Annotated in this window: 13 protein-coding genes; 1 reads left to right on the top strand and 12 read right to left on the bottom strand. The window is 73.8% G+C overall.

The features are described from left to right. Window positions 1-9: 9 nt before the first annotated feature. The 7 genes from ACFY3N_RS28790 to ACFY3N_RS28820 all read right to left on the bottom strand — a co-directional run bounded on the left by ACFY3N_RS28790 (window position 10) and on the right by ACFY3N_RS28820 (window position 7,181). On the bottom strand, window positions 10-873 hold the full coding sequence (locus ACFY3N_RS28790; protein WP_390819681.1) for a carbohydrate ABC transporter permease: 864 nt from the start codon (window positions 871-873) through the stop codon (window positions 10-12). Then, window positions 870-1,859, bottom strand: coding sequence for a carbohydrate ABC transporter permease (locus ACFY3N_RS28795; RefSeq protein WP_390819682.1), 990 nt, complete (start codon window positions 1,857-1,859; stop codon window positions 870-872). The genes ACFY3N_RS28790 and ACFY3N_RS28795 overlap by 4 nt, the downstream gene beginning before the upstream one ends. Window positions 1,860-1,884: 25 nt before the next feature. After that, window positions 1,885-3,216 (bottom strand): ABC transporter substrate-binding protein, encoded by a 1,332-nt coding sequence (locus ACFY3N_RS28800; RefSeq protein ID WP_390819683.1) that lies wholly within the window; start codon window positions 3,214-3,216, stop codon window positions 1,885-1,887. Between the two features lie 119 nt (window positions 3,217-3,335). Continuing rightward, complete coding sequence (locus tag ACFY3N_RS28805) at window positions 3,336-4,445, bottom strand: substrate-binding domain-containing protein (RefSeq protein WP_390819684.1); 1,110 nt, start codon at window positions 4,443-4,445, stop codon at window positions 3,336-3,338. Between the two features lie 201 nt (window positions 4,446-4,646). Continuing rightward, complete coding sequence (locus ACFY3N_RS28810) at window positions 4,647-5,444, bottom strand: transferase (RefSeq protein WP_390819685.1); 798 nt, start codon at window positions 5,442-5,444, stop codon at window positions 4,647-4,649. Continuing rightward, window positions 5,441-6,706: a glycosyltransferase family 4 protein gene (locus ACFY3N_RS28815; RefSeq protein WP_390819686.1), complete on the bottom strand. Its 1,266-nt coding sequence runs from the start codon at window positions 6,704-6,706 to the stop codon at window positions 5,441-5,443. The genes ACFY3N_RS28810 and ACFY3N_RS28815 overlap by 4 nt, the downstream gene beginning before the upstream one ends. Window positions 6,707-6,770: 64 nt before the next feature. Beyond that, entirely contained in the window at window positions 6,771-7,181 is a 411-nt protein-coding gene (locus ACFY3N_RS28820) for a hypothetical protein (RefSeq protein ID WP_390819687.1), read from the bottom strand. Between the two features lie 360 nt (window positions 7,182-7,541). Between ACFY3N_RS28820 and ACFY3N_RS28825 the strand changes: the two genes are divergently transcribed. Beyond that, on the top strand, window positions 7,542-8,039 hold the full coding sequence (locus ACFY3N_RS28825; protein WP_390819688.1) for a hypothetical protein: 498 nt from the start codon (window positions 7,542-7,544) through the stop codon (window positions 8,037-8,039). A gap of 54 nt (window positions 8,040-8,093) precedes the next feature. Here the strand turns inward: ACFY3N_RS28825 and pgm are convergent, their stop codons facing one another. From pgm to ACFY3N_RS28850, 5 genes are all read right to left on the bottom strand, one after another. Then, window positions 8,094-9,734, bottom strand: coding sequence for a phosphoglucomutase (alpha-D-glucose-1,6-bisphosphate-dependent) (pgm, locus tag ACFY3N_RS28830; RefSeq protein WP_390819689.1), 1,641 nt, complete (start codon window positions 9,732-9,734; stop codon window positions 8,094-8,096). A 102-nt stretch (window positions 9,735-9,836) separates the two neighbouring features. After that, window positions 9,837-10,265, bottom strand: coding sequence for a hypothetical protein (locus tag ACFY3N_RS28835; protein WP_390819690.1), 429 nt, complete (start codon window positions 10,263-10,265; stop codon window positions 9,837-9,839). A gap of 54 nt (window positions 10,266-10,319) precedes the next feature. Next, entirely contained in the window at window positions 10,320-11,168 is an 849-nt protein-coding gene (locus ACFY3N_RS28840) for an STM4011 family radical SAM protein (protein WP_390819691.1), read from the bottom strand. Between the two features lie 11 nt (window positions 11,169-11,179). Continuing rightward, complete coding sequence (locus ACFY3N_RS28845; RefSeq protein ID WP_390819692.1) at window positions 11,180-12,556, bottom strand: STM4012 family radical SAM protein; 1,377 nt, start codon at window positions 12,554-12,556, stop codon at window positions 11,180-11,182. Then, window positions 12,553-13,374, bottom strand: a complete 822-nt coding sequence (locus tag ACFY3N_RS28850; protein WP_390819776.1) for an STM4013/SEN3800 family hydrolase — start codon at window positions 13,372-13,374, stop codon at window positions 12,553-12,555. Before ACFY3N_RS28850 ends, ACFY3N_RS28845 begins: the two co-directional genes overlap by 4 nt. Window positions 13,375-13,419 lie beyond the last annotated feature (45 nt).

The following is a 13,419-nucleotide window of genomic DNA, read 5'->3' on the forward strand; positions in this document are numbered from 1 at the left end:
CGAACGGGGTCACTTCACGGCGCCGGCGGTCAGGCCGCTGCGCCAGAAGCGCTGGAGCAGGGTGAAGGCGAGGACGAGCGGCAGCACGGCGAGCAGCGACCCCATGATGACGACGGGGTAGTACTCCGGTGAGACCGACGCGGAGCTGTTCCACTGGTACAGGCCGAGGCTGACGGGATACAGGTCCTGGTCGGACAGCATCACCATGGGCAGGAAGAAGTTGTTCCAGATCGCGGTCAGCTGGAAGAGGAAGACGGTGACCAGGCCGGGGCCGAGCATCCTGAGCGCCACCCGGGCGTAGGTGGTCAGCTCGCCGGCCCCGTCCACCCGCGCCGCCTCCAGCACCTCGTCGGGCACGTAGCCCCGGCTGAAGACGCGGCCCAGATAGACGCCGAACGGATTGAACAGCACCGGGACGAACACCGCCCAGAAGGTGTTGACCAGGCCGGTTCCGGAGGCCATCAGGTACAGCGGCAGCGCGAGCACCGTCTGCGGCACCATGACCGCCGCAAGGACCAGGCCGAACAGCTTCTCCTTGTGCCGGAAGCGGTACTTGTCGAAGGCGTAGCCGCAGGCGACGCTCACCAGCGCGCCGAGGGCGGCGCCGAGGACCGCGTACAGCAGGCTGTTGACGTACCAGCGGCCGTACAGCCCGCCGTCCATGGCGAACAGGTCCTCCAGGTTCTGCACGAAGGAGAAGCCGCCGAGGGACAGCAGGTCGCTGCCGAACAGCGCGTCGCGGTTCTTCGAGGCGGCCAGGACCAGCCACAGCACCGGCAGCAGCGTGTAGAGGACGGAGACCGCGACGACCACGTTGACGGTGGCGCGGCCCAGCAGCCTCGGACGGAACGGGGAGCTGTCGGTGGCGCTCATCGGGCCTCCTCCGGGACGTCGGCGCGGCTGGTGAAGCGGGTGACGCCGTAGGACAGGGCGACGGTGCAGACGAGCAGGACGACCGAGGCGGCCGCCGCGAGGCCGTAGTTGTTGCGGGTGAAGGCCGCGTCGTAGATGTACATGCTCGGCGAGAACCGGGAACTGATCATGGGGGAGGACTGGCTGAGCAGCATGGGCTCGGTGAAGAGCTGGAGCGCCCAGATCAGGGTGAAGATCGTGACCATGACGACCGAGGCGCGCACCAGCGGCGTCTTGACCTGGAGCGCGGTGCGCACCGGTCCCGCGCCGTCGACCACGGAGGCCTCGATCACCTCGCGGGGAACGGCCCGCAGGGCGGCGTAGAAGACCACCGTGTTGTAGCCGAGGTTGCTCCACAGGGCGATGTTCACGATGGACGGGATCACCGTGTGGATGCCGAGGAAGTCGACGGTGACGTCCGCCCGGGCGAACAGTTCGATCACCGGGCTGATGCCGGGCGTGTAGAGGTACAGCCAGATGAGGGCCGCGATGATGCCGGGCACCGCGTGCGGCAGGAACAGGCCGAGCTGGGCGAAGGCGCGCAGCCGGACCACGCCGGAGTCCAGCAGCAGGGCGAGCGCGAGCGCTCCGACGACCAGGAGCGGGAGGTAGACCAGGCAGTAGAGGGCGACGGTGCCGAGGCCGCCGAGGAAGGTGGGGTCGGTCAGGACGGCGGCGTAGGAGCGCAGGCCGACGAAGACGGTGCGCTCGGGGCCGAAGCCGAGACCGGGCTGGTCGTCGCCGTAGAGGCTGAGGTACACGGCGGTGCCGACGGGGATCAGGAAGACGGTGACCAGCAGGGCGAAGAACGGTGTCATGAGGACGCCGCAGGCGGTCAGCCGCCGGCGTCCGGCGGCCCTGCGGGCGCGCGGGCCGGAGGCGGAGGACGCCGGTGCGGCGGCGCCGGGTGCGCCGGCCGGCACCCGTGGCGGGGTGGTCGTGGTCATGGGGTGTCACCTGCCTTTCGTCGGCTCAGGTGCTGTGCTGGGTGGTGGACAGGCCCAGGGCCCTGAGGTCGGGCATGGTGCCCTCCTGGGCGGTGCGCAGGGACTCGACGAGGGTGCCCCGGCCGCCGCCGACGCGGGCGAAGGCGTCCTGCATGACCTTCTGCGTCGCGCTCATCCGCGGGCCCCAGAGCCAGTTCCCGCCGATCTTCTCGGCCTCCTGCTCGAACAGGGTGTAGATGTCCTGTCCGCCGTAGTACGACCGGTCGAACGCGTCGCGGCCCACCGCGACCAGGTCGGGTGCGGCCGGGTACTGGCTGCTGGTGCCGCTGGACAGCCGGGCGCGCAGGGCGTCGGGGTGGGAGACCTGCCACTCGATGAACTCCATGGCCGCCTCGGGATGCCGGCTGTCCTTGGTGACCGCGAAGGTCGAGCCGCCGTGCGTGCCGACGGAGGGGCCGGCGGTGTCCCACTGCGGCAGCGGGGCGATCCGCCACTGTCCCTTCTGCCCGGGCCGCGCGTTCATCTGCGCACCGGCGTCCCAGGCGCCGCTGAGCCGGGTGAGGACCAGGCCGCCTCCGATCTGGGCGTCGGACTGCCGGCTCTCGACGGCGTTCACGAAGACGTCGTCGCGGTCGATGAGCCGCTGCCAGTAGCCGGCGACCCTCCGGGAGGGCGCGTCCGCGAGGGAGACGTTCCAGGCCCCGCGCGAGGTGTCGAACCACCGGGCGCCGGCCTGCCAGGCGTACGCGGCGAACTGGGTCATGCCGTCGGTGGGGAACAGCGCCAGCCGCCGGTCGGGCGCCTTGCGGCGGACGGTCGCGGCCTGTTCGGCGTACTCGTCCCAGGTGCGCGCGGCCCGCAGCCCGTACGCGTCGAACAGGTCGGCGCGGTAGTGCATCACCATCGGTTCGACGTCCAGCGGCACGCTGAACACCCGGCCCTCGAAGGTGGTGAGCCCGAGCGCCTGCGGCAGCAGCCTGCGGCGCAGGCCGTCGCCGACCAGGTCGGTGATGTCGCGGGCGACGCCGTCGATGGCGTACCCGGGGACCTGCGGATACTCGATGGTGGCGACGTCGGGCGCGTTGCCGGCCCGGGCGGCGTTGCTCAGCTTGGCGTAGCCGCCCTGTCCGCCGGAGGGGATCTGCTGGAACTCCACCTGGACGGTCCGGTGGGTGCGGTTGAACGCGTCGACCACCTCCTGGCTGCCGCGCAGGGCGGACCAGAAGGTGATGCGCGTGGTGGTGCCCGTGCGTGCCGGCGCGGCACCGTTCTCCCCGCTGCAGGCGCCCACGGCTCCTGTCAGCGGTACGGCGGCCGTCGCGGCGAGCACGGACCGACGGCTGGGTCGTCCGGGCATGGCGCCTCCCGCGGCTCCTGCGTGTCCGGGGACACGGCTGTTCGGGACACGGGAATCCTCAATGCCCGACCGACAAACGGTCAATAGAGCGATCAGAGGAAAATAAAACGTTCAAACGCTCATTCATGCCGTCCGGCGGCACCGGCCCACGCCCGGGTCGATCCGCGCACGCTCAGCGCCGGCAGCAGTTCGATCCGCCGCACCGGTCCCCCGCCGCCGCGCGGCGCGTCGAGCCGCCGGAGCAGCAGCTCCGCCGCGGTCCGGCCGACGTCGGCCTTGGGCGGGGCGACGGCCGTCAGCGGCGTGGTCCCGAGCCCGGCCACCACGTCGTCGTACGCCACGACCGAGCACTCCTCCGGCACGCGCACACCGCCGTCCGTCAGCCGCTGCACGAGCATCAGCGCGTCCACGTCCCCGTGCAGCACCGCCGCCGTGGCCCCCACCTCGCGCAGCAGCGCGGACAGTTCCGCCGTCTCCTCCGGCGCGTACGGCCCGTCGTGTCCGGCCTCCGGGGCGCACAGCGCCCACGCCCACTTCTCCACCAGCGGATGCGCGCCGGCGATCCGGGCGCACGCGGACCGCAGGGTGCGCGCGGTGGGACTGTCGTCCCGGGTGGCGAACACGATCCGCCGGTGGCCGAGCCCCACCAGGTGCTGCACGGCGAGATGGACGCCGTAGGCGTGGTCGGAGCAGACCGAGTCCATCGCGTGCAGCGCGCTGCCCGGCCGGGGGCGCCGCTCCATCAGCACCGCGGGCACGTCCAGCGCGGCGAGCCAGCCGTAGTCGCCCTCCTCGTCGGCCCGGGTACGCCAGCGGGGGGCCAGCAGCAGGCCCGCGGCGCCGTCCGCGAGGGCCCGCTCCACCAGCGGCCGCTCGGCGCCGGACACCTGCGGCGCGATGTGCAGCGCGATCCGCTTGCCGGCCGCTTCGAGCACCGAGCGGGCGCCGTGCAGCGACTCGTACAGGTAGCTGTGCCGCTCCGGGACGACGACGGCCACCGCCTCGCCGCCGGGCGCCGGGGCCGCCGGCGGGTCCTGGGCGGCGAGGGCGGAGCGCACCACGCCGTGGCCGCGCCGCAGCCGGCCCTCGCGGGCCAGCTCCTCCACGTCCCGCCGCACCGTCACCACCGACACCTGGAGTTCGGCGGCGAGGTCGCTCACCCGCGCCGAGCCCCGGGACTCGACGGCCGCCAGGATCCGCTGCCTCCTGAGCTCCACCGGCTCCCGCATGAGGCCCTCCCCGCAGCTGAATGTTCGTTTGAACGATACGGGCATCATAACGATCGCTCGGGGCGGCGGGAGCCGTCGGGCGGACCGGCGGCGGTCACGCGGTGTGGCCGGCCGCCGGGCCCTCCCGCTCGCCACGCGGAACGGCTCCGGCGGGGAAGGACCCGCAGGAGGACGCAGAGAGCGGGGAGGCGGTGCGGCCGTTCAGCCGAGGGCGGTCACCTCGACGGCGAGGTCGTTGTCGACCGTGTAGTAGGGGCGTACCGCCGACCCGCCCGCGGTGACCCGCGGATACACGAACACTTCCTTGCGGTCCGCCACGTCGTCGAGGAGGCGGCCGACCCTGGTCAGCGGCGCGTCGGCGGCGGGGCGGAGGAACACGTCCCAGACCCGGCTGCCGGAGGCCACGAGGTCCTCGCAGGCGACGGTGAAGGAGAAGCCGCCGTCCCGGGCGGGCCGTACCGGAACGCCGTGCAGGGTGTTCTCGCCGCCCCGCAGCCGCAGCACCGCCTCCGCCCCCTCGGAGAGCACGGCGCCGTGCAGACGGGCGCCGACCGTGATCGTCCCGTCGGCGACGTCGACGGGGCCCGCCTCCGCGTGGGCGGTGCGCAGCCAGGTCCGTATCGCGAGGAAGCCGTCCTTGGTGGCGTACGGCACCCGGACGGCCACCGGTGCCGGCCGGTCGGGCGGGCCGCCGCCGACGAGTGCCCGCAGGTCCCGCAGGCCGGGGCGCAGCCGCTCCCGTCCGGCGTCCGGACCGTGCAGCAGATACGTGTCCCAGCGGCCCTCCGCGAGCCGGGGCAGTGGTTCCAGCACGGCACGGAACTCGCCGTCGTCGCCGTGGGGTTCGAGGTCGAGGGTGCGGGTGGTCTCCTCGGGCCGGCCCTTCTTGGGGCGCAGCACCAGCGACAGCCGGGGGTGCGTGGACGCCGGCGGCCGCAGGCGGAAGGTGATCCGGCCGTCGGCGTCGACGGAACAGTGGGTGCGCGGGGCCGTGCTCATCGGCGTCCCTTCCGTACGGTGCGCAGCGCGTTCGACGCGGCGGCGCGGGCGAGGTCGCGGGCGGCGTGGCCCCGGCTGACGAGGGTGTGGTGCGGTCCGCCCTGCTCCGGGGCGCCGCGCCGCCCGCCGTTCCTGGCCTCGACCGCCTCCTGGAGCAGGCGTTCGGCGTGGGCCACGACCGGGCCGGGGGCGAACCGGCGTGCGTTGGCCACGGCCGCCCGGCCCATGCGGCGGCGGCGCTCGTCGTCGCGCACCAGGTCGAGGAGGGCGGCGCCGAAGGCCGCGGCGTCCCCGACCGGCACCAGCCGGCCGTCCTCGCCGTCCTTGATGATCTCGCCGGGCCCGTAGGGACAGTCGGTGCTCACCACGGGCAGTCCGCAGCGCATCGCCTCGACGAGGGTCATGCCGAACGGCTCGAAGTTGGAGGCGGCCGCGCCGATGGAGCCCTTGACCCACTCGGCCTCCATGGGGGTCGCCGCACCCATGAGGAAGACGTTGTTCCACAGGCCGAGCGTCTCGATCAGGGCGCGCAGCCGGTCCTGCTCCTCGCCCTTGCCGTAGATGCGCAGCTGCCAGTCGGGATACTCGGCGGCCACTCGGGCGAACGCCTCGATGATCAGGTCGTACCGCTTCACCGGGACCAGCCGGCCCGCCGCGACCACGACCTTGGCGGTGCCGTCGGCGGCGGGCAGCACGGGATCGGGAACGCTGTTCGGGAGCGCCTCCACCCGCACCCCGGGCAGCCGCATCTTGCGCCGGTAGGAGTCGGCGTCCGCCTCCGTGACGGTGGTGAGCACGTCGAGCCGGCGGTAGGCGCGGCGCAGCACGGTGCGCAGCGCGGGCGGATGGTTGTCGAGGGTGAGGTGCTCCTGGCCGACGCGCAGGACGTGCTCCGGGGCCTGGAGCGCGAGGTGCACGTTGAGCCCCGGCCGGGTGCCGATGACGACGTCGGCGTCGGTGTCCGCCAGGCACTGGGCGATCCGCTCGTCCGTCAGCCCGCTGTACTGGTGGTGGCGGTACTCGGCGGCGGGGAACACCCTGGCGGGCCCGTGGCGCAGCGGGTGGTCCTTCTCCCGCCGCAGATCCACCAGCGCCCGCAGCCGCACCCCGGGGTGCGGGGTGAGGTTGGGGTGCTCCCGGTGCCGTAACACCGAGACGATCTCCACGTCGTGCCGTTCGGCCAGCGCGGCCGCCAGGTTGAACGTGGTGGTGATCGTGCCTCCGATCCCATAGGCGTTGTGGATCAGAAAAGAGATCTTCATAGCGGTCCAGACCGCATAAGACGTTCAGGAGTTGTCCGCCGTTATCAGTTTGTGGCCGCGATGATCACTGTTGTCGGTCTGCCGGATTCCCTCGCCGGATACGCATGCCGGGCCGGCGGCGGTGGACGGTGAGGTAGGTCAGGCCCTCGGGACCGGCGGTGAGGCTGCGGGTGGAGCCGTGCGGGAGCCAGGTCAGGGCGCCCGCGAGGAGGGGGCGGGGTCCGTCGGGGCCGGTGAGCGTGCCGCGGCCGGCGAGGACCAGCAGGAGGACGTCGAGGTCGGGCTCGCGGTGGGTGCCGACCCCGTGCCCGGGCGGGATGCGCACGACGTTGGCGTCGAGTTGACGGCCCGGCTCGGCGAGCCGCCACAGGGCGCCGGCGGACGCGTCGTCGAGGGCGGCCAGGGCGGCCGTGTCGCACAGGACCCGCGGGAGCGGGACGTCCTCGCCGGGGGTGCCGCTGCTTTCTGGCGTCATGAGATGTCACCGTCCCGGGTGCGTGGACGCGTCGGCCGTCCGCGGCCGCCTTTCAAATGTGAACCTAGCATGCAGATTTGGGTGGTGCCGGTCACGGCCCGGTGTCCACCGGCCGTCCGGGCCGGCTGCGGCTGCGGTTCGGCGGCCGCGGGGGCTCGCCGAACGCGGTGAGGGCGCCGGCCGCTGTCGTGGGGCCGGCCACTCGACGATCGCGGCGATCCCGGCGCGGCGCCGTGCGGTGACGTCCTCGACCGTGCGCCGGCCCCGTCTCAGCCGTATGTTCGGTTCTGCGGGCCGCTGTTCATCCGTTTTCGCGCTGTGCAATGATCCTGGCGGGATTCTCGAAAGGAACGAACGGACGTGACCGCGCAGAGGCCGGACGACGGCGGAACGCCGGAGGGACGGGACGGTGCGCCGTCGCTGCCCGAGGACGTCTGGCAGCGGTTCCTCACCGACGACGAGCGCGCCATCCGGGCCACCGCCCCCAGGGAGCCCTCCGCGCTGCAGCGGACGCGGCCGCGGACCGGCGGCGGTGCGCGGCGGGCGGACGCCGGCATCGAGGCGGTCGGTGATCTGTGGCGTCCCGACGACCCGTGGGAGGGCCCGTCCTGGCGGGAGATGGACGGGCGCGCCAGGCTGCGCCGCGTCGGCCGGGTGGTGGGCACGGCCGCCGCGCTCGCCCTGGCACTGGGCGCCTGGTCGCAGCTGTCCACCGGTGCGGGCACACCGGACGAGGGGCCCGGTGACACCGTTCTGCAGCAGTCGGAGGAGGCTCCGGCGGAGCTGCCCACGGCGACGTCCCTGCCGCCGGACCTCACCTCCCCGCCCCCCTCCGCCCCGGGCCTCCGGGCCGGCTGACGCGTCCCGGCCGACCGCGGCGGGCGGCCGGGGCGCGCCCCCGCGAGGTACGGCTCAGTCGCTCAGTGCCGCGAGGACCACGGACTTGGCCTCCTCCTGCACCCGGCGGAGGTGGTCGGGGCCCTGGAAGGACTCGGCGTAGATCTTGTAGACGTCCTCGGTGCCGGAGGGGCGGGCGGCGAACCAGGCGCTGTCCGTGGTCACCTTGATGCCCCCGATGGACGCGCCGTTGCCCGGCGCCTCGGTGAGCACCGCGGTGACCGGCTCCCCCGCCAAGGTGTCCGCGGTGACCTGGGCGGGAGACAGCTTCGCGAGGCGGGCCTTCTCCTCCCGGGTCGCCGGGGCGTCGATCCGCTCGTAGGCGGGCTCGCCGAAGCGGGAGGTGAGCGCGGCGTAGTGCGCGGAGGGCGTCTTCCCGGTGACGGCCGTGATCTCGGACGCGAGCAGCGCCAGGATGATGCCGTCCTTGTCGGTGGTCCACACCGAGCCGTCCCGGCGCAGGAAGGAGGCGCCGGCCGACTCCTCACCGCCGAAGCCGAGGGTGCCGCCGGCCAGTCCGTCCACGAACCACTTGAAACCGACCGGCACCTCGACGAGTTCGCGCTTCAGGTCGGCGGCGACCCGGTCGATCATCGCGGAGGAGACCAGGGTCTTGCCGACACCGGCCGCGGACGGCCACTGCTCGCGGTGCGCGTAGAGGTAGCCGATCGCCGTGGCGAGGTAGTGGTTGGGGTTCATCAGCCCGGCGTCCGGGGTGACGATGCCGTGCCGGTCGGCGTCGGCGTCGTTGCCGGTGGCAATGTCGAAGCGGTCCCGCTGCGCGATGAGGGACGCCATGGCGTGCGGCGAGGAGCAGTCCATCCGGATCCTGCCGTCCCAGTCCAGCGTCATGAACCGCCACGTCGGGTCGGTGAGCGGGTTGACCACGGTGAGGTCGAGCCGGTGCTGTTCGGCGATCCGGCCCCAGTACGCGACGGACGCCCCGCCCAGCGGGTCGGCGCCGATCCGGACGCCGGCCGCGCGGATCGCGTCCAGGTCCAGCACGTTCGGCAGGTCCGCGACGTAGGTGCCGAGGAAGTCGTAACGGCCGGTGCCGGGGGCGGCGAGGGCACGGGCGTACGGGATGCGGCGGACGTCCTCGAGGCCGCCCCTGATGATCTCGTTGGCCCGGTCCTGGATCCAGCCGGTGGCGTCCGAACCCGCGGGGCCGCCGCTCGGCGGGTTGTACTTGAACCCGCCGTCGGCGGGCGGGTTGTGGGACGGGGTGACGACGACACCGTCCGCCAGGCCCGTGGTGCGGCCCCGGTTGTGGGTGAGGACGGCGTGCGAGACCGCCGGGGTCGGGGTGTAGCCGTCCGCGCCGTCGATGAGCACCGTGACCCCGTTGGCCGCGAACACCTCCAGGGCGGTGACCCGCGCGGGTTCGGACAGCGCGTGGGTGTCGGCGCCGAGGAAGAGGGGCCCGTCGGTCCCCTGGCCGGCCCGGTACTCGCAGATGGCCTGGCTGGTCGCGGCGATGTGGTCCTCGTTGAACGCCGCCGTCAGGGACGAGCCGCGGTGCCCCGACGTCCCGAAGGCGACGCGCTGTCCCGGATCGTCGGGGTCGGGGTGCAGCGCGTAGTACGCCGTGACCAGCCGAGCGACGTCGACGAGATCCTCGGGGCCGGCCGGGCCGCCCGCTCGCTCGTGCTGCATGTGCCCACTCCTCCGCATGGGTTGATTCCTCGCTTGCGGAGACATCTTTCCTCTTCGGGGCCGCACCGCGCGAGTGGGGCCCGGCTCCGCGCCGTCCCGGTGTCAGATCCGGCCGCCGGTCATCCGGGTGAGGGGGCCGTGGGTGTGACGCTCGGCGCGCCGGCCCACCGCGTAGGAGGCGGCGGTCAGCGCGGTCAGGCCGGCCGCGGCACCGGCGGCGACGAGCCTGCGGTTGGCGATCACCGTCCAGGCCGTCTTGGCGCCGGCGGCGACCTGGCCCGAGGTGGCGACGACCGCGCGGCGGCCCGCCTCGACCCCCTTGGCCGCGGTCTGCGCGGCGCCGCTCGCCACCTGGGCCGCGCGCCCGGCGCCCGACGCGGCCCCTGACGCGACGTCACCCGCCTTGTCGGCGGCCTTGCCGGCCGTCCGCCCGGCGGGTGCGGTCGCCTTGTCCGCGGTCTCCCGCGCCTTGGTCGCGGCGGACCGGGCGGACGTGGTCTTCTGATGCGAGTTCTTGTTCTGTTCGCTCATGGACACCGCCTTGCCGCTGGGTCCCGCGGCAAACACGTCCCCGCGCGCGGTCCGCTACCCGGCCGGGGCCGGTATCCGTTCCAGCACACCGCCCGCGAACACGTCGTACAGCGGCAGGGTTTCGAGGTGGACGTAGCCGATGTGGCAGTCGCAGGCGGCCAGGGGACAGGGGCGCGGGCGCAGCGCCTGCCGGTAGCTGCCGTCGTAGAGGTTGCCGAGCTCGGCGCGGACGAAGTGGCAGCGGCGGACCGTGCCCTCGCCGTCGACCGAGATCACGGACTCCCCGGTGCGGCAGGGCAGGCCCGCGCTGGCGTGGGGGCGGCGGCTGTAGGGGAAGAGCGGGTCCAGCGCGGTCCACACGCCGGCCTCGGCGTCGTCGTAGGTGTGTCCCTCGGCGGCGTTGACCCACAGGTACACCTTCTCGGGCAGCTCGGCGCGCAGCCGCCGGGCCGCGTCGAGGTGCTCGGGCAGTCCGACGACGCCGACGCTGAACCGGACGCCCAGGCGGTCCAGTTCGCGGCACTTGGCCAGGAAGCGGTCGTAGGGGGTCTGGCCCGGGTGGTACGTGCACCACAGGGCGAGGGTGTCCGGGTCGGCGTCGGCGAGCCAGTCGGTGCGGCAGCTGAGGTTGGTCTGGATGGCGACGCGGCGGATGTGCGGCCGGTGGGACAGCCGGGTCAGGGTGTTCCGGTACCAGGAGCGGACCAGGCCCTCGCCCCAGGGGGTGAAGAGCAGGGAGAGCCGGTCGGTGGTCTGCGCTTCGGCCCAGTCCGCGAACCTCTCCAGGCAGGCGCGGTCCGCGCGGAGCTGCTCACGGCTGTCGCGGCGCTTGGCGAAGGGGCAGTACGGGCAGTCGTAGTCGCAGGAGGCCAGCGGGCCCCGGTAGAGGAGGGTCAGGTCCATCGGGTACGGGCTCACTTCCGCTCGTAGGCGGCCATGGCGGCCCGCACGGCCGGGGAGAACAGCTCCGGGCCGATGGCGTCGGAGTGGGCCAGGCCCTCGGGCGTCAGGCGCAGGCGCGCGGCGCCGGGGCCGGCCTCCTCCTCCAGCCAGCCGCGGTCGGCGAAGCGGGAGAGCTCGGCCGGGAAGTCGTCCGCCGGGGTGCGGCCGCCGAAGCGGGCGCGGTAGTCGGCGGGGTCGAGGCCTTCCGCCTGGAGCAGGGACTGCAGCAGGTGCCGGCGGCGCGCCTCGTCGGTGTCGATGCGACGGCCGTACTCGGCGTGGGCGAAGTCGGCGGCCGGGCGGGAGACGTAGTCGTCGACGATGCCGCGGATCTCGTGCATGCCGACGGCGTAGTCGAACGAGTAGTGCAGGCCGGCGGTGTAGGAGCGGGCGCCGCAGCCGAGGCCGATCATGCCGTCGGTCTGGCAGGCGTAGTCGTCCGCGCCCTGCGGCGGGGCGTCCGCGCGGCGGAACATGCGCATGGAGTGCTGCGCGTAGCCGTGGGCGAGGAGGTGGTCGCGGCCCAGGCGGTACAGGCGCAGCCGCTGCGCGTCCCAGGCCGGGTCCGGGTCTCCGGCTCGGCGGCCGAGGCCGGTCAGGGGGCGTATGTAGAGGGGGTAGAGGTAGAGCTCCTCGGGGTGCCAGGCGAGGGCCGCGTCCAGGGAGCGCAGCCAGGTGTGTTCCGTCTGGCCGTCGATGCCGTAGATCAGGTCGATGTTGAGGACGGGGATGCGGGCGTCGCGGATACGGCCGAGGGCCGCCTCGACGTCGGCGCGGCGCTGCGGGCGTACGGCGGCGCGGGCCTCGGCGTCGTCGAAGCTCTGCACGCCCAGGCTGAGGCGGGTGGTGCCGCGCGCGGCCAGTACCTCGAGCCGGTCGGCGGTGGCCGTGGCGGGCGAGGCCTCCACGGACAGCGGGACCGCGCGCAGGTCGGCGCCCATGCGGTGTTCCGCGATGTCGCACAGCCGCTGCAGTTCGGCGGCGGTGAGGAAGGTGGGGGTGCCGCCGCCGAAGGCCGCGGTCGCGAACCGCACCGGTTCCCGCTCCCCCAGCGCCTCCCGCACCGCGGCCGCCTGCCGGTCCAGGGCGTCCAGATAGGCGCCGGTCAGGCCGTCGGGGGCGCCGATGCGGGTGAACAGGTTGCAGAAGCCGCAGCGGACCTCGCAGAACGGGATGTGCAGGTAGAGGGAGAGGGCGTCCTTGGGTTCGGCGGCCCAGAGGGCGTCGAGGCGGGGGCGGTCGGCGAGTGGACGGTAGGCGGTCTTGTGCGGGTAGGCGTAGACGTAGCTCCGGTACGGGCTCGCCGGGACCTCGGTGCCGGTCCGGGCAGGGGTGGCGGTGGTGGTCATCGGGCGGCCTCGGCGGGGGTGCGGTCCAGGAAGAAGTGGGCGTAGGGCACGGTCCACACGGACGCGTGGCCGATGCGGTGGCCGGTGTAGCCGTCGTCGCCGTAGGCGGTGCCGTGGTCGGAGCAGACGACGGCGAAGCAGCGGCGTCTGCTGCTCGCGGCGGCGAACAGCCGGCCGACGTGCCGGTCCACGTACTCCAGGGCGGCGGCGTGGGTGGCGCGCGTGTCACCGTCCTCGCGGGTGGCGCCGGGCCGGTGGAACCAGTTGGGCTGGTGCAGTGCGGCGACGTTGACGAAGAGGAACAGGCGCTGCTCACGGGGCAGTTCGCGTACGACGTGTTCCGCGCGGGCCACCTGGGCCTCGAACGACGTGGGCGAGGCGACGCCGAACTCCGGTTCCCAGTGGGACTCCTGGAACAGGCCGGGCAGCACCGAACCGAGCGGGCCCCGCTTGTTGAAGAAGCCGGTCCCGCCGACGCACACCGTGCGGTAGCCCTCCCGCGCGAGGCCGGACACCAGGTCCGGGGTGTCGTACACGAAGGTGCCCCCGGCCGTGGTCTCGCTGCCGGCGAAGCGGGCCGCGAAGAGGCGCGGATGCGGGCCGGGGGCGACGGGTGTCGGCAGGAACCCGGCGAAGATCGCCTGGTGGGAGGCGTAGGTGAAGCTGCCGGGGGCGTGCCGCCGCTCCCAGCGGCCGCCGGGCAGGTGGCGGGCCAGGTTCGGGATGCGTCCCGCGGCGGCGAGTTCGGCGGCGACGTCGAAGCGGAGGGTGTCGAGGGTGACGAGGAGGATGTCGTGGCTGCCGACGATCTCGTTCATGTCCGGGTGGTCCGGTGCGGCGGCCGCGCGGGGGCCGGGCGCGGG

This window comes from Streptomyces sp. NPDC000348 (assembly GCF_042898795.1).
GTDB lineage: Bacteria > Actinomycetota > Actinomycetes > Streptomycetales > Streptomycetaceae > Streptomyces.